A 22,901-nucleotide genomic window follows, 5' to 3' on the forward strand; every position below is an offset into this window, starting at 1 on the left:
CGGCGGGGAGGATCGGCCCATTACATTACCCCTTGATGCATCGCCCCACCTCGCCTATCATCATCCACAGATCGAGAGGAGCCCGTCATGGCGAAAGCCGCCCCCGACTACACCAGCCGGTCCTACTGGAACGGCATCATCAAGATGAGCCTGTCCAAGTTCTTCATCCTGCGGGTGCTGCACGAGCGGCCCATGCACGGCTACGAGATCGCGCAGGCGGTGGAGCGGACCACCAGCGGCTGCTGCTCGCCCTCGGAAGGCGCCATCTACCCGGCCCTCAAGGAGTTCGAGACCGGCGGCTACGTGGTGTCGGAGACGGAGGTGGTGTCGGGCCGCGAGCGGCGCGTCTACACCCTCACCGACAAGGGCCGCGACGCCTTCCGCACCGCCGTCGACGCCTGGATGGAGGTCACCGACAGCCTGCAGGCCGCCCGCGAGGTGGTGGACCGCCCGCGCGCCGTCGCCGGTGGGGGATGCTGCGGCTGACGCGGCGTCTCTCTTCTTTGCCCCGACACTTTACCCAACGATGCAATAACCCCTGCTGTATGGGAGCCCGTTCATGAGCGAGACGACTTATCCCGTGGTGGTGATCGGCGCCGGCCCCGTCGGGCTTGCCGCCGCGGCGGAACTGGCGGAACGCCGCCTGCCCTTCGTGGTGCTGGAGGGCGGCGACAGCGTCGGTGCCGCGGTGCGGCAGTGGGGCCATGTGCGGCTGTTCTCGCCGTGGCGCTACAACGTCGCCCCGGCGGCCGAGCGGCTGCTGGCGGCGGCGGGCTGGCAGACCCCCGACCCCGACGAGATCCCGACCGGCGCCGACATCGCCGACCGCTACCTGGCGCCGCTGGCCGCCCTGCCGGCGCTGGCGCCGCACATCCGCACCGGCGCGCGGGTGGCCGCCCTCACCCGCCGCGGGCTCGACAAGCTCACCGACCGCGACCGCGCCGCGCACCCCTTCTCGCTACGTTTGGCGGACGGCGAGCGCATCCTCGCCCGCGCCGTCATCGACGCCTCGGGCACCTGGGGCTCGCCCAATCCGCTGGGGCTCGACGGTCTGCCGGTGCCCGGCGAGGCCGAGGCGGCGGATCGCATCGCCTACGGCATCCCCGACGTACTGGCCGACGCCTCGCCCTATGCCGGGGCGCATACGCTGGTGGTCGGCGGCGGCCATTCGGCCATGAACGTGGTGCTCGACCTGCTGGCGGTGCAGGAGCGGGCGCCGGAGACGCGCATCACCTGGGCGCTGCGCCACGACCGCCTGGCGAAGATCGAGGGCGGCGGCCTCAACGACAAGCTGCCGGCCCGCGGCGACCTCGGCCGGCGCGCCGTGCAGGCCATCGCCGACGGCCGCGTCGCCCTGCTCGCCCCCTTCGGCACCGAGCGCCTGAGCCGCGACGGCGCCGCCCTCACCGTCCACGGCCTGCAGGGCGAGACGCCGGTGGCGCTGGCGGTGGACCGCATCGTGGTCGCCACCGGCTTCCGCCCCGACATCGCCCTGCTGCGCGAGGTGCGCGCCGCGCTCGATCCCTCGGTGGAGGCGCCGCCGGCGCTCGCCCCGCTCATCGACCCCAACCTGCATTCCTGCGGCACCGTGCCGCCGCACGGGGTGGCGGAACTGACCCACCCGGAGCCCGGCTTCTACATCGCCGGCATGAAGAGCTACGGCCGCGCGCCCACCTTCCTCATGGCGACGGGCTACGAGCAGGTGCGCTCCATCGTCGCCGAGCTGGCGGGCGACCATGCAGCGGCGCGCGAGGTGCGCCTCGTGCTGCCGGAAACCGGCGTCTGCTCGGCCCCCGCCCTGCCGCAGGCGGCGGCGGAGAGCGGTGCCGGCGGCTGCGGCGGCCCGGCCCCGGCGGCCATGGACGCCTGCTGCGCCGCCGACGCCAAGGACGCCGACGGGTCGGGTTGCGGCTGCGGCGATGCGCCGGCGAAGGCTGCGCCCGCCATGGCCCGCTGCTGCGGAACGGCGGCATGACGCGGCGCGGCTTCCTGGCCGCCCTCGGCGTCGGTCAGATCGCCTCGTGGGGGACGCTGTACTACAGCTTCCCCCTGCTGGCGGTGCCCATGGAGGCCGACCTCGGCGTCGACCGCACGGCCCTCTATCTGGCGCCGACCATCGGCCTGCTGATCGGCAGCCTGGCCGCCTACGGCGTCGGCGGGCTGATCGACCGTGGCCGCGGCCGGTTCGTCATGGCCGGCGGCGCCCTGCTGGCCGCCGTGCTGCTGGTGGCGTGGAGCCGGGTGGAGAGCGTCGCGGCGCTCTATGTCGTCTTCGCCGGCCTCGGCCTGGCGCAGGCGGCGACGCTCTACGACCCCGCCTTCGCCGTAGTGGCACGACGCTACGGGGCGGAGGCCCGCAAGGGCATCACCGCGCTGACCCTGTGGGGCGGCTTCGCCAGCACGGTCTTCGTGCCGGTGGTGCAGATGCTGCTCGACCGCATGGAATGGCGCGAGGCCCTGCTGGTGCTGGCGGCGGTGAACCTGCTGCTGTGCCTGCCGCTCTATGCCGCCGCCATCGACCGCCGCCACGACGCCCCGCCGCCGGCGCCCCACCCGGAGCCCGACGCCGAAGCGCCGGCACCGGCCCGGCCCGCCGCCGCCTGGGCGCTGCGCCAGCCGACCTTCTGGCTGCTGGCGACCGCCTTCACGCTCTACTACGGCACCTTCTCGGCGCTGACCTATCACCTCTATCCGCTGCTGCTGGAGCGCGGCCTGTCGGCCGAGGCGGTGGTGGCGGCCATCGCGCTGATCGGCCCGGCCCAGGTGGCGGGGCGGCTGTTCGTGTGGATGCTGGCGCGCGACCGCTCGGTGCGGGTGGTGGGCGGCGCCACGGTGGCGGCACTGCCGCTCGCCCTGGCGCTGCTGCTGGTGGCCGAGGGGCCGGTGCTGCTGGCGACCTTCGCCCTGCTCTACGGCGCGGCCAACGGCATCATTACCATCGTGCGCGGCGTGGCGGTGCCGGAGTTGCTGACGCGGGAAGCCTACGGCCGCCTCAACGGCCTGATCGCCGTGCCGCAGACGGTGGCCAAGGCGGTCGCCCCGGTGGCCGCGGCGGCGCTGTGGAGCCTGGACGACAGCTACGGCCCGGTGCTGCTGGCGGCGGTGGGCGCGGCGGTGCTGGTGGCGGGCGCCTTCTGGGCCGCCGCGGCCGCCAGCCTGCGGCTGCACCGGCTGAAGCCCGGCTGAAACGACGAAACCCCAGCGTTTCCGCTGGGGTTTCGGTGGTGGGCGCGACAGGGATCGAACCTGTGACCCCTACGATGTCAACGTAGTGCTCTCCCGCTGAGCTACGCGCCCTTTACCTCGGGACCGGCCAGGCTGCTGTGGCTGCCCTGCCGTGAGGGCGCCTTATGTACCGCCCCCTCAGACCCTTGGCAAGAACTTTTTTGTGCCCCGGCGCCGGCTTGCCGACGGGCCGCAGCCCTTGCATCCGCGGCCCGCCACGCCACGTTATCCCTACCGCCTCCGGCGGAGGTCGCAGCCGGCGGCGCGGCGCGCGGCAGACCTACTGGCGGCGGGCGGGGCGGTAGGGTAGGCTGGCGACCATGAACCAGACACGACGCGACATCCCGGCTCCCGAGGCGGCAGGGGCCGACAGCCCATCGGCCGCCGAGCTGTCGCGCCGCCTCTCGGTTTCCGGGGTTCTGGCGGTCGACCTGCCGGAACGCCAGACCCTGCCCATGGTCTTCGCCTCGCCCCATTCGGGCAGTGCCTACCCCGACGACCTGCTGGCCGCCTCGCGGCTGGACGCCAACGGCCTGCGGCGGTCGGAGGACTGTTTCGTCGACGAGCTGTTCGCCGACGTGCCGCGCCTCGGCGCGCCGCTGCTCAAGGCGCTGTTCCCGCGCGCCTACCTCGACCCCAACCGCGAGCCCTACGAGCTCGACCCCGCCATGTTCGCCGAGTCCCTGCCGGCGCACGTCAACACCACCTCGGCCCGCGTCGCCGCCGGCCTCGGCACCATCGCCCGCGTGGTGGCGAGCGGCGCCGAGATCTACGCCCGCAAGCTGTCCTTCGCCGAGGCGGAAACGCGGGTGCAGAGCCTCTACCGGCCCTACCACGCGGCGCTGCGGCGGCTGATCGACGACACCGTCGGCCGCTTCGGCTTCTGCCTGCTCATCGACTGCCACTCCATGCCCTCGGGCAGCGGGGAGGGGCGCACGCCGCCGCCCGACATCGTGCTCGGCGACTGCTTCGGCATCTCCTGCGCCCGCAGCGTCACGGTGCTGGCCGAGGACCGGCTGACGGCGCTCGGCTATTCGGTGGCGCGCAACGCGCCCTATGCCGGCGGCTACACCACCCGCCACTACGGCCGCCCCGAGCACGGCGTGCACGCCATGCAGATCGAGATCAACCGCCGCCTCTACATGGACGAAGACACCTTCGCCCGCCACGGCGGCCTCGCGCGCCTGCGCGACGACCTGCGCAGCCTGGTGGAGTCGCTCTCCGCCCTCGGCCGCCACGACCTGATGCCCTACCCGCGCCGGCGCTGAGGCGCCGGCTGGGCGTCGTTCCGGCGCCTCCCGCGGCGCCGTCTTCCCCCATTCCGCACTGCCCGGGTCGGCCTCTTGACCAGCGTCAAGGCCGCGGCCTTCCCGATCCCTAAGGTGGACCCCACGATCCCGCGGCCGCTGCGGCACGGATCGCTCGGGACCTGATCCAACCCTTGGGGGACCGCAATGTCCGAACGCCTGACCAAATCGGCGGCCCGCAATATCTTCTACGGGGGCACGCTGTTCTTCCTGGCGATCTTCATCGCCCTGGTGGCGCAAAGCCACGCCTACATCGTCGGCACGTCGTCGAACTCGGAGAACCTCACGGACTCCGTCGTGCGCGGCAAGCACGTGTGGGAAAAGAACTCCTGCATCAACTGCCACACCATCATGGGGGAAGGCGCCTACTTCGCACCGGAACTGGCCAACGTCTGGGACCGCTACGGCGGGCCGGACGACGCCGAGGGCGCCCGCGACACGCTGAAGGCGTGGTTCGCCGCCCAGCCGACCGGCATCCCCGGCCGCCGCCAGATGCCTCAGTTCAACCTCTCCGAACAGGAGATGGACGACCTGATCGACTTCCTGAAGTGGACCAGCGAGATCGACGACCAGAACTGGCCGCCGAACGACGCCGGCTGATCGACAGACCGCACCGAAAGCGGAGACACTCGTCATGAAATACCAATCGCAAAAGGTCGCGCTCTACTACATCGGCGGCGCGCTGACCCTGTTCCTGGTGCAGGTGCTGGTCGGCGTCCTCGCGGGCACCGTGTACGTGATGCCGAACCTGCTGTCCGAGCTGCTGCCCTTCAACATCATCCGCATGATCCACACCAACGCGCTGATCGTGTGGCTGCTGATGGGCTTCATGGGCGCCACCTACTACCTGCTGCCCGAGGAAACCGAGCGCGAGCTGCACAGCCCGAAGCTCGCCATCATCCAGTTCTGGCTGTTCTTCGGCGCCGCCCTCGCGGCCGTGGTCGGCTATGTGTTCGGCATCCACGAGGGGCGCGAGTTCCTGGAGCAGCCGCTGGTCATCAAGGTCGGCATCGTCGTCGTCGCCCTGATGTTCCTCTACAACTGCACCATGACCCTGCTCGCCGGCCGCAAGACCGCCGTCGCCAACGTGCTGATGCTGGGCCTGTGGTTCGTCGCCATCTTCTTCCTGTTCGCCTTCTACAACCCGGGCAACCTGGCGCTCGACAAGATGTACTGGTGGTGGGTCGTCCACCTGTGGGTCGAGGGCGTGTGGGAGCTGATCATGGCCTCCATCCTGGCCTTCCTGATGATCAAGCTGACCGGCGTCGACCGCGAAGTGGTGGAGAAGTGGCTTTACGTCATCGTCGCCCTGTCGCTGTTCACCGGCATCCTGGGCACCGGCCACCACTACTACTGGATCGGCACCCCCGGGTACTGGCAGTGGATCGGCTCGGTCTTCTCGACGCTGGAAGTGGTTCCGTTCTTCGCCATGGTCGTCTTCACCTTCGTCATGGTGTGGAAGGGCGGCCGTCAGCATCCCAACAAGGCCGCGCTGCTGTGGTCGCTCGGCTGCTCGGTCATCGCCTTCCTCGGCGCGGGCGTCTGGGGCTTCCTGCACACGCTGGCGCCCATCAACTACTACACCCACGGCACCCAGGTGACGGCCGCCCACGGCCACCTCGCCTTCTACGGCGCCTACGTGATGCTGAACCTGGCCGTGTTCACCTATGCCATGCCGTATCTGCTGAAGCGTGAGCCCTACAGCCAGGCGCTCAACCAGGCCGGCTTCTGGCTGATGACGGGCGGCATGCTGTTCATGACCTTCGCCCTGACCTTCGCCGGCGTCGTCCAGACCCACCTGCAGCGCGTCAACGGCGACGATTACATGAGCGTTCAGGATGCACTGGGCATGTTCTTCTGGATGCGTCTCGGCTCCGGCATCGCGGTGCTGATCGGCGTGATCCTGCTGCTGGCGGCCTTCGTGCCGGTCGGTGCCCGCCGCACGGTGCCGAAGGCGCCCATCCCGACGGCCACGCCGGCCGAATAACCGCCGAGGCTCCTGTTCCTCTCCCTGGCCGGCGCCCTTCCCTGACCCGCAGGGCGCCGGCCTTCTTTTTCCCGAGTTTCCTTTTTCGTTGGAGGCCGTCATGCGTGACGCCGCTCAGGCCGCCGAGGCCGCCACCACCGCCGACATCCCGTTCTACGTCCCCGCCGGCAGCGAGTGCACCCTGTTCATGGAGGCGCACCGCCACCGCCTGCCGCTGCTGCTGAAGGGCCCGACCGGCTGCGGCAAGACCCGCTTCGTCGCCCACATGGCCGCCCGCCTCGGCCTGCCGCTGCACACGGTGTCGTGCCACGACGACCTCACCGCCGCCGACCTCACCGGCCGCTACCTTCTGAAGGGCGGCGAGACCGTGTGGGTGGACGGGCCGCTGACCCGCGCCGTGCGCGACGGCGGCATCTGCTACCTCGACGAGGTGGTGGAGGCGCGGAAAGACGTGACGGTCGTGCTGCACCCGCTGACCGACGACCGCCGCGTCATGCCGCTCGACCGCACCGGCGAGCTGATCGAGGCGCCGGCGAACTTCATGCTCGTGGTGTCCTACAACCCCGGCTACCAGAACGTCCTGAAGAGCCTGAAGCCCTCCACCCGCCAGCGTTTCCTGGCGCTCGACTTCGGCTACCCGAAGCCGGAGCTGGAGGCCCAGGTGGTGGCGTCGGAAACCGGCGTCGACCACGACACCGCCGCCATGCTGGTCGGCCTCGCCCACCGCATTCGCGGCCTGAAGGGCGTCGACCTGGAAGAGGCCGTCTCGACCCGTCTGCTGGTCTACTGCGCCACCCTGCTGAAGGCCGGCCGCCCGCTGGACGAAGCCGTGCGCGCCGCCATCATCGAACCGCTGTCCGACGAGGCCGACGTCAAGGACGGCCTGGCCGAAGCCATCGCCGCCATCCTGGGCTGACGGGACGGCTCGCGCCCGGCGCGACAGAACAGGGAAAGGACGAGGCCATGTTCGAATGGCTGGAACTGGAAGAGCAGGTCGGCAAGGTCTGGCACCGCCTGGTGGGCGACGCGGCGAGCTATCCGCACCACCCCGACGCCGCCGTGACCCTGGCCGAGGTGCGCCCCATGCTCGGCGTGCTGTTCCGCAGCCTGGGCGGCGGCGCCGCCGTGGAGCTGGCGGCCGTCGGGCAGGAGGACAGCAGCCACCGCCTGACGTGGCGCCAGCGCCTCGGCATGGACAGCGAGAAGCTGCCGACGGCGAGCCTGGGCGAGGCCACCCTGCGGCTGCCAGAATCGCTCGACCTGTTTCCCGACCCGGCCGCCAACCGCGACCTCTACCTGTGGCTCGCCGCCTTCTTCGCCGCCTCGGAGGCACCGCCGCTGGTGAGCGACGGCGACCCGCTGCGCCGCGACCTGCGGTTCCTGCGCGCCGCCCATCGGGGCGTCGCCGCGGCGCTCGCCGCCTTCCCCGGCATGCGCCGCCGCTACCGCCGCCTGTGCGACGACCTGCTGGCGGTGCGCCCGCGCCGCCCGGCCGCCGAGATCGAGACGCTGGTGGAGCAGGTGGTGCAGGCCCTGCTGTCCGACGGCGCCCCGACCGCCGGCGCCGCCCATCTGTGGGCCGCCGTCACCGGCCCCGATGAGGCGCTGATCGACGGCTTCGCCGCCCCGGCCCGCTACCGCCCCTTCCTGCCCGTGCCCCTGTGGGGCGAGGTGCGGCCGGGCGTCACCCAGGCCCGCCCGCAGACCAGCCCCGACGACGACGACGCCCAGGCCGGCAAGGGGCCGGAGGACCAGCGCAAGCGCAAGGCCAAGCGCAAGAGCCTCGACCAGGCCGACCGCGACGACCCGCTCATCCTCAACCGCTTCGAAAAGATCCTCTCCATCGCCGAGATGGTGAACGTCAACCGCGGCAAGGAGGACGACGACGAGGAAGACGCCCGCAAGGCCGCCGACGACCTGGACGAGATCGTCGTCTCGCAGAACAGCAAGAAGGCGTCCACCCGCCTGCGCCTCGACCTCGACCTGCCGCCCGACGCGGTGGTCGGTGGGGCGCTGACCGGCCGCTTCACCTATCCGGAATGGGATTACCGCCGCGAGACGCTGCTGCCGAACCACTGCCAGGTTCTGACCGGCACCGCCGAGGAGGAAGGCGAGGACTGGCAGCCGACCGACGAGACGCGCCGCCTCATCCGCCGCGTGCGCCGCCAGTTCGAGGCGCTGCGCCCGCGCATGATGACCTTCCACCGCCAGGCCGACGGCGACGAGCTGGACCTGGAGGCGCTGGTGCGCGCCCGCGTCGACGAACAGGCCGACGGCACCCTGTCGGACCGCGTCTACCAGAAGACCCGCCCCTTCACCCGCGACCTGTCCGTCGCCGTGCTGGTGGACGTGTCGCTCTCCACCGACGCCTGGATCGACGACCGCCGCGTGCTCGACGTGGAGAAGGAGACGCTGTCGGTCTTCCTGTCCGGCCTGAACGCCTGCGGCGACGAGAACGCCGTCTACACCTTCACCAGCCGCAAGCGCGACTTCGTGCGGGTGCAGACGGTGAAGGACTTCGACGAGGGCTTCGGCCCGCAGGTGCTGCGGCGCATCGCGGCGCTGCGGCCGGGCTACTACACCCGCATCGGCGCCGCCGTGCGCCATGTGGCGGCGCAGCTGGACAAGCGGCCGCACCGCAACCGCCTGCTTCTGGTGCTCACCGACGGCAAGCCCAACGACGTCGACCACTACGAAGGCCGCTTCGGCATCGAGGACACTCGCAAGGCCATCCTGGAAGCCCGCCGCAAGGGGCTGTCGGTGTTCGGCGTCACCATCGACAAGAAGGCGCAGGACTACTTCCCCGCCCTGTTCGGCCGCGGCCGTTACGCCATCGTCGGCGACATCTCCCGCCTGTCGCGGGCCCTGCCGCGGATCTACCAATCCCTGTCGTGCTGAGGAGGCCATGAACGCCGAGCCGCACCACACCGCCTACGCCGAGCCCGACCTGTCGCGCGACGCCACCACCGCGGACGAGGAGAGCCCCGCCGACTGGGGCGCCCTGTCGGCGCTGCCGGGAAACCCGCTCATGTGGATCCTCATCCTGTCGGAGCTGGCGGTGTTCGGCGCCTTCCTGGCCGGCTTCGCCGGCGCCCGCCTCATGCAGCCGGAGCTGTTCGCCGACAGCCAGGCGCAGCTGAGCCGCCTGTTCGGGGGGCTGAACACCCTGGTGCTGGTGACCAGCGGCTGGTTCGCCGCGCTCGCCGTGCGCAACCGGGCGGAAGGATCGATCGGCCGGGCGCGGGTGTGGCTGGCGGCGGCGGGTGGGCTCGGGATGGTGTTCCTGGCGGTCAAGGCGGTGGAATACGGCGGCAAGATCGACGCCGGCATCGGCCTCGAGACCAACACCTTCTGGACCCTCTACTACCTGATGACGGGCTTCCACGCCCTGCACGTGGTGATGGGGCTGATCGTCCTCGCCATCGTCGGCTGGAAGGCGAGCCTGGAGAACCTGGAGACCGGCGCCGCCTTCTGGCACATGGTCGACCTGATCTGGGTGCTGATCTACCCCGTCGTCTACCTCATCCGCTGACCCCTCGGGAGCAGGAGCCGCCCCATGAGCGACCTGAACACGCAGCCGACCCGCCCCGCCCTCGCCCTCACCTGGGCCCTGCTCGCCGGCCTGACGCTCGGCAGCATGGCGACCGCCCTCACCGACGGCGACGCCGCCTCCACCGCCGCGCTGGCGGGCACGCAGGTGGCGCTGATCCTGGCCCTGACGGCGGTGAAGGCGCGGCAGATCCTGGCCGTCTACCTGAACCTGCGCACCTCCACCGCCGGCTGGCGCATGCTGTTCGGCGCCTTCGTCCTGGCCATCCTGGGCGTCGTGCTGGGCGGGCATCTGCTGGTGGGGGTGGTGTAGCCCGAGGCTCCTCCCCCCCGCCCGCCGCTTGACTGTTACGCGGTACGTAACATATAACAGGAGCGAGGGAGCCGGGAGGGGGAGACGATGGCGATCCGGAGCTGCCGCGACAAGCGGACAGCGCGCTTCATGGCAGGCGAACGCATCAAGGAGTTCAGCGGCCACGAGCGTCAGATCGTCAAGGCGATCGCGAAGCTTCAGGCGGCCGAGCATCTGGTCGACCTCCGATCACCGCCGTCGAACCGGTTCCACGGCCTCGGCGGCGACCGTAGCGGCAGCTACAGCATCCGCATCAACGACCGCCTGCGGCTGTGCTTCCTATGGCAGTTCCTGGAGCCGGAGGATGGCCGTGATCCATTGCTCCTGCGAGGCGAAGCCTACGACGTCGAGATCGTCGACTATCACTAGACCGCCTGAGGTGACCATGCCCTTCGAAGCCATCGACGCCCTGCCCGCCGTTCATCCGGGCGAGATTCTTGCCGACGAGTTGGAGGCTCTCGGCCTGAGCATCCGGCGCTTCGCCGCCCACATCGGCGTTCCGCCCAACGCGGTGAGCGCTATCATCAACGGCCAACGCAGCGTCAGCCCGCAGATGGCCCAGCGCCTGGGCCGCGCCTTCGGCACCTCGGCCCGTTACTGGATGAACCTGCAGCTCAACCACGACGAAAAGCGCGCCCGCGAGGAAATGCAGGACGCGCTTTCCGCCATCGAGCCGCTGGTGGCGCCGTAGGGGAGCGTCCGCTGACCGAGTCGTGGCACCTCACCGCCCGAACAGCCGGCGGTCCCAGACGACGGGCTGTTCGGCCGGAGCGGGCAGGGCTACGAAAGCGGGGTGGAGGGGGTTTACCAGCACGTTGCGGTCGACGCGCGTCACGGCCGAGGGCACCGACAGGGCCAGCGACCGGCCCGCCATGATCCATGCATCGCCGGCGGCGCGGCAGGCGGAGAGGTCTTCGCCCGCCCAGTCGGCCAGCGCGGTTTCGTCCAGATGCTCGACCGCCTCGTCCGGCAGGTCCACGGCGACGTAGCGGTCGCCCCTAGGCAACCCACCGCCCGCCGCATGCACCAGACGCTCCAGCATGCACAGCGCATAGCTCGAACCGCAATAGATCACCGGCCGGCCGGGGCTGTTCCAGCGGCCGCCGAACAGGCGTGCCCCCTCGCCGGAGAACACCGGGTGGCGGCGGCCCTGGATGCGCCAGACCCTCACACCGGCAGGCCCCATTCCAGGTTCGCGAGGATGCGTTCCACCCGTCGCGCGCCCGGCTCGGTCATGGCGACGTCGAGCGGCGGGCGGTGTTCCAGCAGCGGGTGGGGCGTGGTGAGGAAGGCCGCCGCGGCGGCCTCGTCGTCCCACACCGCCTGCGCCTCGGCGACGATGCGCGCCAGGCGCTCGGTGCGCTCGCTCTCGGCCGGGGTGAGACGGGTGCGGCGCTTGTACGTGGCCTCGGGCACGACGCCGTAGACGAAGTGCCGGCGCGCCGCGGCATCGGCGAAGACACGCCGGGCGAGTTCCGCCACCGCCCGCTTCGGAATGCCGGCCAGCACCAGCTCTTCCAGATCGCGCACCGACGCCACGGGCTGGCCCAGGACGTCCGGGCCGCCCATGGCGTCGGCGATGTCGCGTGGCTGTGCGGTCATGGGATCCTCCGTCGCCTCTGCGGCAGACGTAGGATCACATGGCGCGCCGATCAACGTCAAACGATACCGAACACCTCCCCCTACGCCGCCGCCAGCTCCAGGCGCCGCCACACGGCCGCCAGGGCTTCCACCAGGCGGCGCATCTGCAGGTCGTCGTGGTGCGGGCCGGGGGTCAGGCGCAGGCGTTCGGTGCCGCGTGGGACCGTCGGGTAGTTGATGGGCTGGATGTAGATGCCGAAGTCGTCGAGCAGGATGTCGGTCGCCAGCTTGCAGCGCGCCGCGTCGCCCACCAGCACGGGCACGATGTGGCTCGGGCTGCGCATCACCGGCAGGCGCCATTCGTGCAACAGGTGCTTGAGGGTCGCCGCCCGCTCCTGGTGCTTTTCCCGCAAGGCTGGGGTGCGGCGCACCACGGCGATGCTCGCCTGCGCCGCCGCCGCGATGGCCGGCGGCAGGGCCGAGGAGAAGATGAACCCCTGGCCGTAGGAGCGGATGGCGTCGCAGATCTCCGGCGTCGCCGCCACGTAGCCGCCGACCACGCCGAAGGCCTTGGCGAGCGTGCCCTGGATGATGTCGACGCGGTGCATCACGCCGTCGCGCTGCGCCACGCCCGCGCCAGTCGCGCCGTAGAGGCCGACGCCGTGCACTTCGTCCAGGTACGTCAGCGCGTTGTAGCGCTCCGCCAGATCGCAGATTTCGGCGATGGGGCCGAAGTCGCCGTCCATGGAATAGACGCTCTCGAAGGCGATCAGCTTGGGCCGTTCGCGCGGCTGGGCGGCGAGCAGGCTTTCCAGGTGGTCGAGGTCGTTGTGGCGGAAGACCACCTTGTCCGCCCGCGAATGCCGGATGCCCTCGATCATGCTGTTGTGGTTCAACTCGTCGGACAGGATGAGGCAGTCCGGCAGCAGGGCGCCGAGGGTCGACAGCGCTGTCAGGTTGGCGGTGTAGCCCGAGGTGAAGACCAGTGCCGCCTCCTTCTCGTGCAGGCTCGCCAGCTCGCGCTCCAGCGCCACGTGATGGCGGCTGGTGCCCGAGATGTTGCGGGTGCCACCGGCGCCGGCGCCGCATTCGTCCACCGCCGCATGCATGGCGGCGAGCACCTCGGGGTGCTGGCCCATGCCGAGGTAGTCGTTGCTGCACCACACGGTCACCGGCTGCGGTGCGCCGTCGACGAAGCGGGTGGCCGCCGGGAAGTGGCCGGCGTGGCGCGCCAGTTCGGCGAACACGCGATAGCGGCCCTCGGCCTTCAGCGCGGCGATGCGGTCGTGGAAGAAGGCGGTGTAGTCCATGGCGGCGGATCCCGGTACCAGTGGCTGTCTGAGCCTCACCCTGCCGCAGGCAAGCGCCTCCGCCATTGAGTTTGGTCAAGGCCGGACGATTTGACCGGCGTCAAAGTCAGCTCCGGCGGCGCGGGGCACCATGGCGGAACATCGCCACCGGAGGACCGCCCGCCATGCCCGTTCCCCCGCCCGACGCCGTCCTGGTGATCGCCGGCCACGGTTCCGCCCGCGACCCGGCCGCTGGCGCGCCCACCCTCGGCATCGCCGCCGCCGTCGCCCGCCGTCGCCTGTTCCCCGCCGTCGGGGCGCTCGTGAAGGGCGAGCCGTCGCTGGCCGACGCGCTCGGCCGCCTCGGCCCCGACCGCCGGGTGCTGGTGGTGCCCCACTTCGCCGGCCAGGGCGTCTTCGCCACCCGCCTCATCCCCGCCCTCTGCGCCGAGCACGGCCGCCACATCGAGGACCTGCGCATCCTGCCCGCCCTCGGCGGATCGGAACGGGTGATGCGGCACGTGGAGTCGCTGCTCGGCCACGTCGCCGACGCGGTGGCCGACGTGCCGGACCTGCTGGTCATCGGTCACGGCTCGCCCGCCGCCGCCGGCGGCGACCGCAGCGCCGACGAGCTGGCGCAGCACCTGGGCGGCGGCCCCGTCTGCCGGTCCGCCCACACCGTGTTCCTGGAACACGCGCCGCGCCTGACCGACTGGACCCGCCTGCCGCTCGGCCGCGACGTGGTGGTCTGCGTGCTGCTGGCGGCGCGCGGCACCCACGCGCGGCAGGACGTGCCGGCCGCCTTCGGCCTGCCGCTCGGCACGCCGCTCATCGGCCCGGCCGGCGAGGCGGTGGGGCCCTTCGTGGTCGGCGACCGGCGCCTGTGGCTCTACGCCCCGCTCGCCGACACCCGGCGCATGGCCGAAGCCGCCGAAGCCGCCGCCCTGGCGGCGCTGCGGCAGGCGCCGGTGCGGGCGACGGCGGCGTGACGGGGCGCCGCGGCGTTTGACGCGCCCCCTGCCGCCCGGCATACTCGGGCCACGCGACGGTTGCCCCAGGTGGGTCAAAAGCCCGGGGATGAAAAGGGAATGCCGGAACGGACCGACCCGCCAAGGGGTCCGAAGCCGGAGCTGCCCCCGCAACTGTGAGCGGCGAGCCTGGGTGCCACGATGCCACTGACCAAGCCGTGCGAGCGGTGCGGCCGGGAAGGCGGTGCTCCGGCGACGACCCGCGAGCCAGGAGACCTGCCGGCGCGACGTCACTCATCCTCCGGTCGGGGTGATCCGGGGGTGCGGGCATCCGTCGTGGTGGCGTGCATCATTCCGTTCCGCCGAAGGGCGGCCGGGAGATGTGCGGCAGCGCAGGGCTCCGGCAGCGGACCCCCGTCTTCCCCGCATCGCACGGCCGCGACCTTCGGCGCCCCCACAGGAGCGCCAGGATGACGCACGGGTTCGACCGTTTCTCCATGCCCTTCCCCCTCACCGTCGGGGAGGGCCGCTGACATGCACATCGTCGACGGCGCCCTCGCCGCCCCGGTCATCGTCGCCGCCTCCGCCGTCGCCGTCGGCGGCACGGCGGTGGGTCTGAAATCCCTCGACGCCGACACCCTGCCGCGGGCGGGGCTGTTGTCGGCGGCCTTCTTCGTCGCGTCGCTGGTGCAGGTGCCCATCGGGCCGTCGTCGGTGCATCTGGTGCTCGGCGGCATGGCGGGGCTCATGCTCGGCTGGGGCGCCTTTCCGGCGCTGGCCGTGGCACTCGCCCTGCAGGCGGTATTCTTCGGCTTCGGCGGCTTGACCGTGCTCGGCGTCAACCTGGTGAACATCGCCGCACCGGCCGTGCTGTTCGGGCTCTTGTGCCGGCCGCTGGTGCGCGGCGCCTCGCCGGCCCTGGCGGCGGCGGCGGGGGCCGTGGCGGGCGGCGGCGCGGTGGCGCTGACGACCATCCTGGTCGGCCTGTCGCTGGCACTGTCGGGCGACGCCTTCATCCCCGCCGCCAAGCTGGTGTTCCTGGCGCACGTGCCGGTGATGCTGGCCGAGGCGGTGGTCACCGGCGCTGCCGTCGGGCTGGTGCGCAAGGTCAAGCCCGACGCCTTCGGCCTGCCGCGGATCGGCGCGGAGGGCTGGAGCCGTGCTTAAGCCGCTGCTGCTGGCCGTCGCCCTGGCAGCCGCCACCGTTGCGTCCGCCCAGGCCGGCGAGGTCTTCGCCTTCGCCTCGGCCGTCAACGGCGTCGTCACCGGCGAGATTTCCGCGGGCGGCGAGCCCGCCGCGCCGGGCACAGTCGTCACCGTCACCGGCCCCGACGGCGCGTCCCTCGGCGAGACCGTCATCGGCGCCGACGGCCGATTTACCTGGCGCCCCGCCGCGCCCGTCGCCCACACCTTCGCCGCCGACCTGGGCGAGGGGCTGGTGGCGCGCCTGACCGTGCCGGCCGAGGATCTCGCCCCGCCCGCCGACGACCACGCCCTGCGGGCGCTGATCGCCGAGGCGGTGGAGGCGCAGGTCCGTCCGCTCCGCCGCGAGCTGGCGCAGTACAAGGAAGACGCCGGACTGATGGATGCGGTCGGCGGGATCGGGTACATCTTCGGGATCTTCGGCGTCGCCGCCTGGGTGGCGAGCCGCCGCCGGCAGCGGACGTCCTCCGCCGCCTGATCCCGGACGCGAGGCCCATGACCGACACCCGGCCCGGACAACGGGCATTGCGCACCTTCGCCGCCGGCCCGTCCACGGGCCTGCGCCGGGTGGATGCGCGCATGCGGATCATTGCGGCGGCCGCCTTCGCCGTCGCCGTCGTCTCCCTGACGTCCGTCTCGTCGCTGCTGGCAGCGCTGGCGGCGGGCTTCGGCCTCGCCGCCTGGGCGCGGCTGCCGGCGGCGGAGACGGCGCGGCGGGTGGTGGCGGTGGACGGCTTCATCGTCCTCACCCTGGTCATGCTGCCCTTCACCACCCCCGGCGAGCCGTTGTTCAGCCTGTGGGGCTTCCCCGCCTCGCGCGAGGGGCTGCATCACGCCGTCCTCATCGCGCTCAAGGCCAATGCCGTCATCCTCGCCCTGCTGGCGCTGGTGGGGACGGTGCCGGAAACGGTGCTGGGCCATGCGCTCGCCCGCCTCAAGGTGCCGGAGAAGCTGGTGCAGTTGTTCCTCATGACCGTCCGCTACATCGACGTGCTGCACCAGGAGGCCACGCGCCTGCGCACCGCCATGAAGGCCCGCGGCTTCCGCCCGCGCACCGATCTGCACACCCTGCGCAGCCTCGGCTGGCTGGTCGGCATGCTACTGGTGCGCTCGCTCGAACGGTCGGAACGGGTGCTGGCGGCCATGAAGTGCCGCGGCTTCACCGGGCGCTTCCCGCTGCTCGACGACCTGCGCGCGACGCCCGCCGACTGGGTCTTCCTGGCCGGCGCCGTGGCCGCCTGCGCCTCGCTGGTGACGGCGGACCGGCTGGCATGAGCGCGCTGTTCACCCTTTCCGACCTGCACTTCGCCTACGGCCCCGAACGCCCGGTGCTGACCGGCGCCTCGCTGACCCTGGCGCCCGGCGAGCGCCTCGCGCTGGTGGGCGACAACGGCGCCGGCAAGTCGACACTGCTCGCCCTCATGGTCGGGCTGCTGAAGCCGCAGGGCGGCACCATCGCCGCCTTCGGGCGGGACCGCCGCACGGAAGCCGACTTCGCCGAGATCCGCCCGCGCGCCGGCTTCGTGTTCCAGGACCCCGACGACCAGCTGTTCTGCCCGACGGTCGCCGAGGACGTCGCCTTCGGCCCGCTCAACCTGGGCGCCGGCAAGGCGGAGGCGCGGGCGGTGGTGGCGGAGACGCTCGCCATGCTCGACCTGACCGACTTCGGCCCGCGCGTGACGCATCACCTGTCGGGCGGCGAGAAGCGGCTGGTGTCGCTGGCGGCCGTGCTCGCCATGAAGCCCGAGGTGCTGCTGCTGGACGAGCCGACCAACGCGCTCGACGCCCGCCACCGCGCCCGCCTCATCGAGATCCTGCGCGGGCTGCCGCAGGCCATGGTGATTGTCAGCCACGACGCCGCCTTCCTCGACGCCCTGGCGACGCGGCGGCTACGGCTGGAGGACGGCCGGCTTCAGGCGATCACGTAACCGTCCGCTTCCTCCGCCGCCGCCGTGGCGAAAGCGAAGTCGGCGGGGCGGCAGGCGTGGATGCGGTAGAGCGGCTCGCCCTTGCGCACCGCGTCGCCCGGCTTGCGGAACAGGTCGAGCCCGGCGCCCTTGTCGAAGGGGCAGCCGGCCAGCCGGGCGATGCCGTTGATGCGGGCGCAGTCGATGGCGGCGACAGTGCCGTCGGCGGCGGCCGGGACCTCCTTCACCAGCGATCCCGGCTCCACCGCTGCCGGGGCCGGACCCTGGGCCGCCATGATGGCCTCCATGCGGGCGAGGGCGGCGCCCGACTCCAGCAGCTCGCGGGCGCGGGCCTCGCCGCCGCCGCCGCGCACGCCGCCGTCGAACTCCAGCACCCGGCCGGCGACGGCGAGCGCCTTGGCGCGCAGGTCGGCGGGGGCGTCGGCGTCGCCGCGCAGCACCGCCATGACGTCGCGCGCCTCCAGCACCGGGCCGATGCCGCGGCCGATGGGGGCGCGGCCGTCGGTGGTCATGACGTCGATGACGAGGCCGAGCGCGTCGCCGACGTATTCGAACATCTTGCGCAGGCGCGTCGCCTCCTCGTGGCTGCGCACCTTGGCCGAGGGGCCCATAGGGATGTCGATCAGCAGGTGGGTGGAACCCGCCGCCGCCTTCTTGGACAGGATGGAGGCGACCATCTGCTCCTGCGTGTCGATGCCGAGCGGCCGTTCGACGGAAATGAGGATGTCGTCGGCCGGCGACAGGTTCATGTGGCCGCCCCACACCAGACAGCCGCGTTCCGCCTCCACCACCGCCCGCATCTCGTCCAGCGTCAGGTCGACGCGCGCCAGCACCTCCATGGTGTCGGCGGTGCCCGAGGGCGAGGTGATGGCGCGCGAGCTGGTCTTCGGCATGGGCAGGCCGTGGGCGGCGACGATGGGCACCGTGATCATGGTGGTGCGGTTGCCAGGGATGCCGCCGATGCAGTGCTTGTCGACCACGATCGGGTAGGGCCACGTCAGGCGGTTGCCGGCCTCCACCATGGCGCGGGTGAGGCCGAGCACTTCCTCGCTGGTCATGAAGCCGGCGGCGGCCACCAGGAAGGCGGCCAGTTCCATGCGGCTGTAGCGGTGGGCGGCGATGTCGTCGATGATGGCGCGGTACTGGTCGTCGCCGAGCACGCGGCCCTCGATCTTGCGGCGCACCGCTTCCAGGCTGCGCGGCGGGCCGGCGAACTCTATATGCACGTCCGTACCCTCGGGCAGGCCGAGGCGGGCGAAGGCCTCGATGGACAGGCCCAGCTCGTCGGGCTCCACCAGGGCGCAGCCGCCGTCGGCCTCCACGACGTTGACGGTGGCGAGGATGCGGCGGCGGCCGCCGTGGACCTCGATCTTGGCCAGCGCCCGCAGGCCCTCCACCCGCGTCAGGGTGCAGGCCTCGCTGACGAAGGCGACGTTTTCCGATCGGGTATCCACCGGCACGCGGCGCAGCTTGAGCATTCGTCCAGGTCTTTCAACGGCGTATCATCCGGCAGCAGTCTAGCATGATCATTTCCGCCAGCTACCGCACCGACATTCCCGCCTTCTACGGCGACTGGTTCCTCGCCCGCCTGCGCGAGGGCATGGTGCGGGTGCGCAACCCTTACAATGCCAGGCAGGTGTCGGAGATCGCCCTGACGCCCGAGGCGGTGGACGGTTTCGTGTTCTGGACCCGCAACGTGACGCCCTTCCTGCCGGTGCTGGAGGAGGTGGCGGCGCGCGGCTTCCCCTTCGTGGTGCAGCACACGGTGCTCGGCTACCCGCGCAGCCTCGACCGCGCCGTGGTGGCGCCGGAACGCGCGGTGGCGGCGCTGCACCGGGTGGCAGAGCGCTTCGGCCCGGCGAGCGTGGTGTGGCGCTACGACCCGGTGGTGTTTTCCTCCCTCACCCCGCCGGACTGGCACCGCGACGCCTTCGGCCGGCTGGCGGACGCGATGGCCGGGGCGACGGACGAGGTGGTGGCGAGCCTGCTGCAGGTCTACCGCAAGACCGCCCGCAACATGGCCGCCGCCGCCGCCCGCCACGGCTTCACCTGGGACGACCCGCCGGAGGCCGCCAAGGCGGCGCTGCTGCGCGACCTGTCGGCGCTGGCGGCGGACAATGGCCTGCGCCTGACCCTGTGCGGCCAGCCGGCGCTGGCGGCGATGGCGGACCTGCCCGAGTCGGCCTGCGTGGATGCCGGTCGGCTGTCGACAATCGCCGGGCGACCGCTGGCCGCCCTGAACCGCCCGCACCGCAAGACCTGCGCCTGCGCCGAGAGCCGCGACATCGGCGCCTACGACACCTGTCCGCACGGCTGCGCCTACTGCTACGCGGTAAGGAGCCCCGACCTTGGTCGTATACATCACAAGGCACATGACGTAGGGGCAAGCTGGCTCTGAGGACGTCGAGTGAAATGGGTTCCTTGCGAAAAAGTATACATCCCGCAGCATAGCCGTGGGCACTCCACAACCAGGGCGCGGCAACATCGATCCAAGACGTCAGGTTTTCCAATGGGTGGGCTAAAGCTCCAAAAGGAAAAGGGTATATCCGCTCCATTGTCACAAGGGGAGGGCGAAGACCATCCCCTGTGATGACGGTTGCGCCCACAGACGAACAGGACTAGACCGGAAGAGGATTGAACAAATAGCCATGAGTTTTCTGGGGAGGTTGCCATGTCGAACGACAAGATCCTTCGTTCGCTGCGCATCGGGGACGACACGCGCGCTGGTCTCGTCACGGTAAGACGGGTTCTCGCCGACCACATCGACGGCATCATCGATGCCTTCTATGCCTTCGTCCAGCGCACGCCCGGCATGGCCGACGCCTTCCGCAGCCACGACAGCCTGGCGCACGTGAAGGCGGCGCAGCGGCGTCACTGGATGTCGTTCCTGTTCGCCGGCGAGTGGGGCGCCGAGTACCAGGAAAACTGCCGCCGCATCGGCGCCGCCCACGCCAAGTACGGCGTGCCGCCGACCACCTTCATCGCCGGCTATTCCTTCTTCCTCGACGAGCTGGCGGCCCACCTGGTGGCCGACAAGCGCCGCCGCCCGGAGGAGTTGAAGCAGGCCCTGCGCGCCGCCCAGGCCGTCGCCTTCATGGACCTGTCCATCAGCCTCGGCGTCTACTTCGACATCGAGCGCACCCGCACCACCAGCGCCGTGGAAGCCGAAAGCCGCGGCTTCCAGGACACCATCGGGACCATCGTGCACGGCCTCGGCGCCGCCTCGACCCAACTGTCGGCCGCCGCCGCCACCCTGGGCGGGGCCGCCGGCTCGCTGCGCGGCGAAGCCGCCACCGCCGGATCGGCGGCGCAGCAGGCGTCGGAGAACGTGCAGGCGGTGTCCGCCGCCGCCGAGGAACTGTCGTCCTCCATCCGCGAAATCGAGCGCCAGGTGCAGCAGATCGCCGAACGCACCAGCGCCGCCGACGTCAAGGTGCGCGACACCACGGCGGTTGTCGACCGCCTGCAGACGGCGGCGAGCGAGATCGGCAAGATCGTCGGCCTCATCGAATCCATCGCCAGCCAGACCAACCTGCTGGCGCTCAACGCCACCATCGAGGCGGCGCGCGCCGGCGACGCCGGCAAGGGCTTCGCGGTCGTCGCCAACGAGGTGAAGACCCTGGCCAACCAGACCACCCGCGCCACCGCGGAAATCGGCGGCGTCATCGAAGGCATGCGTACCGCCGTCGACCAGTCGGCCAAGGCCATGACCGAGATCGCGACCATCATCCGCGGCATGACGGAAATCAGCACCGCCATCGCCGGCGCCGTGGTGCAGCAGTGCGCCGCCACCGACGAAATCGCCCGCAGCGCCGGCGAGGCCGCCGACTGCGCCCGCCGGGTCCACGACGTGGTGGAGCGGGTGGAACACTCGGCGGAAACCTCGCAGCGCGCCGTGGCCGAGGTCGACGCCGCCGCCCACGGACTCGCCGATCAGGCGGGGACCATGACGGGCAGCGTCGACGGGTTCCTCGGCGCCCTGAAGAAGATCGCCTGAGACCGCGGCGGCGGGCCTGCAGGCCCGCCGTGCGCCGTGCCCCTCAGCGCTCGAAGCACGCCTCCACCAGCTGGGCGAAGGCCCGCGCCCGGTGGCTCATGGCGTGCTTCTTCTCGGGCTCCATCTCGCCGAAGGTGACGTCGTAGCCGCCCGGCACGAACATGGGGTCGTAGCCGAAGCCGCGGCTGCCGCGCGGCGGCCACACCAGTTCGCCGTTCACCTTGCCCTCGAACACCTCGGTATGGCCGTCGGGCCAGGCGAGGCAGAGGGCGCAGACGAAGTGCGCCCGGCGGTCGGAGTTGCCGCCGGCGGCCATCTCGCGATGGACCCGCTCCATGGCGACCTTGAAGTCCTTGCCCGGCCCGGCCCAGCGCGCCGAATAGATGCCCGGCGCGCCCTTCAGCGCCACGACGGCGAGGCCGCTGTCGTCGGACAGCGCCGGCAGGTTGGCCGCCGTCGCCGCCGCCTTGGCCTTCAGAACGGCGTTGCCGACGAAGGTGTCTTCGGTCTCCTCGGGCTCGGGCAGGCCGAGCGCGCCGGCCGACACCGCCTCGACCCCGAAGGGCGCCAGCAGCTCGTTGATCTCGCGGACCTTGCCGGCGTTGTGGCTGGCGACGACGAGGCGGCCGCCTTCGAACCTGCGCGCCATGGCCGTCACTCCGCCAGGCCGACGGCGGCGCGCTGGGTGGCGGCCAGTTCGGCGACACCCTTCTTCGCCAGCGCCATCATGGCGGTCAGCTGGTCCTCGGCGAAGGGTGCTTCCTCGGCGGTGGTCTGCACCTCGACGATGAGGCCCTTGGCGGTCAGCACGAAGTTGGCGTCGGCCTGGGCGGTGGAGTCCTCGGCGTAATCCAGGTCGAGCACCGCCTGCCCGTCGACGATGCCGCAGGAAATGGCGGCCACCTGGTCGTGCATGGGCACGGCGGTCATGACGCCGAGGCTCACCAGCTTCTGGAAGGCGAGGTGCAGGGCCACCCAGGCGCCGGTGATGGAGGCGGTGCGGGTGCCGCCGTCGGCCTGGATGACGTCGCAGTCCACCTTGATCTGCATCTCGCCCATGGCCTTGAGGTCGACCACCGAGCGCAGCGAGCGGCCGATCAGGCGCTGGATCTCCTGCGTGCGGCCCGACTGCTTGCCGCGCGCCGCCTCGCGGTCGGTGCGGCTGTGGGTGGCGCGCGGCAGCATGCCGTATTCCGCCGTCACCCAGCCGCGCCCCTGACCGCGCAGCCAGCTCGGCACCCGCTCGTCGACGGAGGCGGTGCACAGCACGTGCGTGTCGCCGAAGCGTACGAAGCACGACCCCTCGGCATACTTGGCGAAGCCGGGTTCGAGCGTGACGGAGCGAAGGGCATCGGCGGCACGGCCGGAAGGACGCATGGGAACTACCTCGGGTCAGGCGGGAGAAAGGAATACAGCCGGGCAGGCTACCCCCTCGCCCCGGACTTGAAAAGGGTGCGGCTGTCCGGCCCCGGCACGCACCGAGCCGAAACGTGACCCCCGGCGCGCGTTGACGCC

25 protein-coding genes, 1 tRNA gene and 1 riboswitch are annotated in these 22,901 nt (G+C 71.6%); of the genes, 19 read left to right on the forward strand and 7 right to left on the reverse strand.

Annotation, left to right across the window (positions count from 1 at the left end; translation table 11 throughout):
- Nucleotides 1-87: 87 nt before the first annotated feature.
- From CRP50_RS11645 to CRP50_RS11655, 3 genes are all read left to right on the forward strand, one after another.
- The gene (locus CRP50_RS11645) at nt 88-486 is read left to right on the forward strand and encodes a PadR family transcriptional regulator (RefSeq protein ID WP_245913446.1); all 399 of its coding nucleotides are present in this window, start codon (nt 88-90) and stop codon (nt 484-486) included.
- A 73-nt stretch (nt 487-559) separates the two neighbouring features.
- A complete protein-coding gene (locus tag CRP50_RS11650) occupies nt 560-1,975 on the forward strand; it encodes an NAD(P)-binding domain-containing protein (protein ID WP_097279327.1) in 1,416 nt (471 codons plus the stop codon).
- On the forward strand, nt 1,972-3,186 hold the full coding sequence (locus CRP50_RS11655; RefSeq protein WP_097279388.1) for an MFS transporter: 1,215 nt from the start codon (nt 1,972-1,974) through the stop codon (nt 3,184-3,186). Before CRP50_RS11650 ends, CRP50_RS11655 begins: the two co-directional genes overlap by 4 nt.
- A gap of 36 nt (nt 3,187-3,222) precedes the next feature.
- Here CRP50_RS11655 and CRP50_RS11660 read toward each other — a convergent pair.
- Nucleotides 3,223-3,297, reverse strand: a tRNA-Val gene (locus CRP50_RS11660).
- Between the two features lie 248 nt (nt 3,298-3,545).
- Between CRP50_RS11660 and CRP50_RS11665 the strand changes: the two genes are divergently transcribed.
- From CRP50_RS11665 to CRP50_RS11705, 9 genes are all read left to right on the forward strand, one after another.
- Nucleotides 3,546-4,493, forward strand: coding sequence for an N-formylglutamate amidohydrolase (locus CRP50_RS11665; RefSeq protein ID WP_097279328.1), 948 nt, complete (start codon nt 3,546-3,548; stop codon nt 4,491-4,493).
- A 186-nt stretch (nt 4,494-4,679) separates the two neighbouring features.
- A complete protein-coding gene (locus tag CRP50_RS11670; RefSeq protein WP_097279329.1) occupies nt 4,680-5,132 on the forward strand; it encodes a c-type cytochrome in 453 nt (150 codons plus the stop codon).
- A gap of 34 nt (nt 5,133-5,166) precedes the next feature.
- On the forward strand, nt 5,167-6,519 hold the full coding sequence (locus CRP50_RS11675) for a cbb3-type cytochrome c oxidase subunit I (RefSeq protein WP_097279330.1): 1,353 nt from the start codon (nt 5,167-5,169) through the stop codon (nt 6,517-6,519).
- Between the two features lie 100 nt (nt 6,520-6,619).
- On the forward strand, nt 6,620-7,435 hold the full coding sequence (locus CRP50_RS11680) for a CbbQ/NirQ/NorQ/GpvN family protein (protein ID WP_097279331.1): 816 nt from the start codon (nt 6,620-6,622) through the stop codon (nt 7,433-7,435).
- A gap of 47 nt (nt 7,436-7,482) precedes the next feature.
- On the forward strand, nt 7,483-9,417 hold the full coding sequence (locus CRP50_RS11685) for a nitric oxide reductase activation protein NorD (protein WP_097279332.1): 1,935 nt from the start codon (nt 7,483-7,485) through the stop codon (nt 9,415-9,417).
- Nucleotides 9,418-9,424: 7 nt separating this feature from the next.
- Nucleotides 9,425-10,051 (forward strand): cytochrome c oxidase subunit 3 family protein, encoded by a 627-nt coding sequence (locus CRP50_RS11690; protein ID WP_322090851.1) that lies wholly within the window; start codon nt 9,425-9,427, stop codon nt 10,049-10,051.
- Between the two features lie 24 nt (nt 10,052-10,075).
- Nucleotides 10,076-10,381: a cytochrome C oxidase subunit IV family protein gene (locus CRP50_RS11695; RefSeq protein ID WP_097279333.1), complete on the forward strand. Its 306-nt coding sequence runs from the start codon at nt 10,076-10,078 to the stop codon at nt 10,379-10,381.
- Nucleotides 10,382-10,468: 87 nt separating this feature from the next.
- Nucleotides 10,469-10,789 (forward strand): type II toxin-antitoxin system RelE/ParE family toxin, encoded by a 321-nt coding sequence (locus CRP50_RS11700; protein WP_097279334.1) that lies wholly within the window; start codon nt 10,469-10,471, stop codon nt 10,787-10,789.
- A gap of 16 nt (nt 10,790-10,805) precedes the next feature.
- Entirely contained in the window at nt 10,806-11,111 is a 306-nt protein-coding gene (locus tag CRP50_RS11705; RefSeq protein ID WP_097279390.1) for a HigA family addiction module antitoxin, read from the forward strand.
- A 30-nt stretch (nt 11,112-11,141) separates the two neighbouring features.
- Here the strand turns inward: CRP50_RS11705 and CRP50_RS11710 are convergent, their stop codons facing one another.
- From CRP50_RS11710 to hemA, 3 genes are all read right to left on the reverse strand, one after another.
- Entirely contained in the window at nt 11,142-11,591 is a 450-nt protein-coding gene (locus tag CRP50_RS11710; RefSeq protein WP_097279335.1) for an RES family NAD+ phosphorylase, read from the reverse strand.
- Nucleotides 11,588-12,022, reverse strand: coding sequence for an antitoxin Xre/MbcA/ParS toxin-binding domain-containing protein (locus CRP50_RS11715; protein WP_217992036.1), 435 nt, complete (start codon nt 12,020-12,022; stop codon nt 11,588-11,590). Before CRP50_RS11715 ends, CRP50_RS11710 begins: the two co-directional genes overlap by 4 nt.
- An 80-nt stretch (nt 12,023-12,102) precedes the next feature.
- Nucleotides 12,103-13,311: a 5-aminolevulinate synthase gene (gene hemA, locus CRP50_RS11720; protein WP_097279336.1), complete on the reverse strand. Its 1,209-nt coding sequence runs from the start codon at nt 13,309-13,311 to the stop codon at nt 12,103-12,105.
- Nucleotides 13,312-13,475: 164 nt separating this feature from the next.
- Between hemA and CRP50_RS11725 the strand changes: the two genes are divergently transcribed.
- From CRP50_RS11725 to CRP50_RS11745, 5 genes are all read left to right on the forward strand, one after another.
- Nucleotides 13,476-14,279: a CbiX/SirB N-terminal domain-containing protein gene (locus tag CRP50_RS11725; RefSeq protein ID WP_097279337.1), complete on the forward strand. Its 804-nt coding sequence runs from the start codon at nt 13,476-13,478 to the stop codon at nt 14,277-14,279.
- A 40-nt stretch (nt 14,280-14,319) separates the two neighbouring features.
- A riboswitch (cobalamin riboswitch) is annotated at nt 14,320-14,557 on the forward strand.
- Between the two features lie 235 nt (nt 14,558-14,792).
- Nucleotides 14,793-15,425: a cobalt transporter CbiM gene (gene cbiM / locus CRP50_RS11730; protein WP_097279338.1), complete on the forward strand. Its 633-nt coding sequence runs from the start codon at nt 14,793-14,795 to the stop codon at nt 15,423-15,425.
- Nucleotides 15,418-15,939 (forward strand): cobalt ABC transporter permease, encoded by a 522-nt coding sequence (locus CRP50_RS11735; RefSeq protein WP_097279339.1) that lies wholly within the window; start codon nt 15,418-15,420, stop codon nt 15,937-15,939. Before cbiM ends, CRP50_RS11735 begins: the two co-directional genes overlap by 8 nt.
- A gap of 17 nt (nt 15,940-15,956) precedes the next feature.
- The gene (gene cbiQ / locus CRP50_RS11740; protein ID WP_097279340.1) at nt 15,957-16,736 is read left to right on the forward strand and encodes a cobalt ECF transporter T component CbiQ; all 780 of its coding nucleotides are present in this window, start codon (nt 15,957-15,959) and stop codon (nt 16,734-16,736) included.
- On the forward strand, nt 16,733-17,389 hold the full coding sequence (locus tag CRP50_RS11745) for an energy-coupling factor ABC transporter ATP-binding protein (RefSeq protein WP_097279341.1): 657 nt from the start codon (nt 16,733-16,735) through the stop codon (nt 17,387-17,389). Before cbiQ ends, CRP50_RS11745 begins: the two co-directional genes overlap by 4 nt.
- Here CRP50_RS11745 and CRP50_RS11750 read toward each other — a convergent pair.
- Complete coding sequence (locus CRP50_RS11750) at nt 17,374-18,867, reverse strand: thymidine phosphorylase family protein (protein WP_097279342.1); 1,494 nt, start codon at nt 18,865-18,867, stop codon at nt 17,374-17,376. The genes CRP50_RS11745 and CRP50_RS11750 overlap by 16 nt on opposite strands.
- Before the next feature lie 44 nt (nt 18,868-18,911).
- On the opposite strand from CRP50_RS11750, the gene CRP50_RS11755 reads away from it, so the two are divergent.
- Nucleotides 18,912-19,787 (forward strand): DUF1848 domain-containing protein, encoded by an 876-nt coding sequence (locus CRP50_RS11755; protein ID WP_097279343.1) that lies wholly within the window; start codon nt 18,912-18,914, stop codon nt 19,785-19,787.
- 273 nt (nt 19,788-20,060) lie between these two features.
- Nucleotides 20,061-21,386, forward strand: a complete 1,326-nt coding sequence (locus tag CRP50_RS11760) for a globin-coupled sensor protein (RefSeq protein WP_097279344.1) — start codon at nt 20,061-20,063, stop codon at nt 21,384-21,386.
- Nucleotides 21,387-21,429: 43 nt separating this feature from the next.
- On the opposite strand, the gene rdgB is transcribed toward CRP50_RS11760, so the two are convergent.
- Nucleotides 21,430-22,035 (reverse strand): RdgB/HAM1 family non-canonical purine NTP pyrophosphatase, encoded by a 606-nt coding sequence (gene rdgB, locus CRP50_RS11765; RefSeq protein WP_097279345.1) that lies wholly within the window; start codon nt 22,033-22,035, stop codon nt 21,430-21,432.
- Nucleotides 22,036-22,040: 5 nt separating this feature from the next.
- A complete protein-coding gene (gene rph, locus CRP50_RS11770) occupies nt 22,041-22,763 on the reverse strand; it encodes a ribonuclease PH (protein ID WP_097279346.1) in 723 nt (240 codons plus the stop codon).
- Nucleotides 22,764-22,901: the final 138 nt, after the last annotated feature.

It is taken from the genome of Caenispirillum bisanense, assembly GCF_900230255.1.
Lineage (GTDB): Bacteria > Pseudomonadota > Alphaproteobacteria > Rhodospirillales > Rhodospirillaceae > Caenispirillum > Caenispirillum bisanense_A.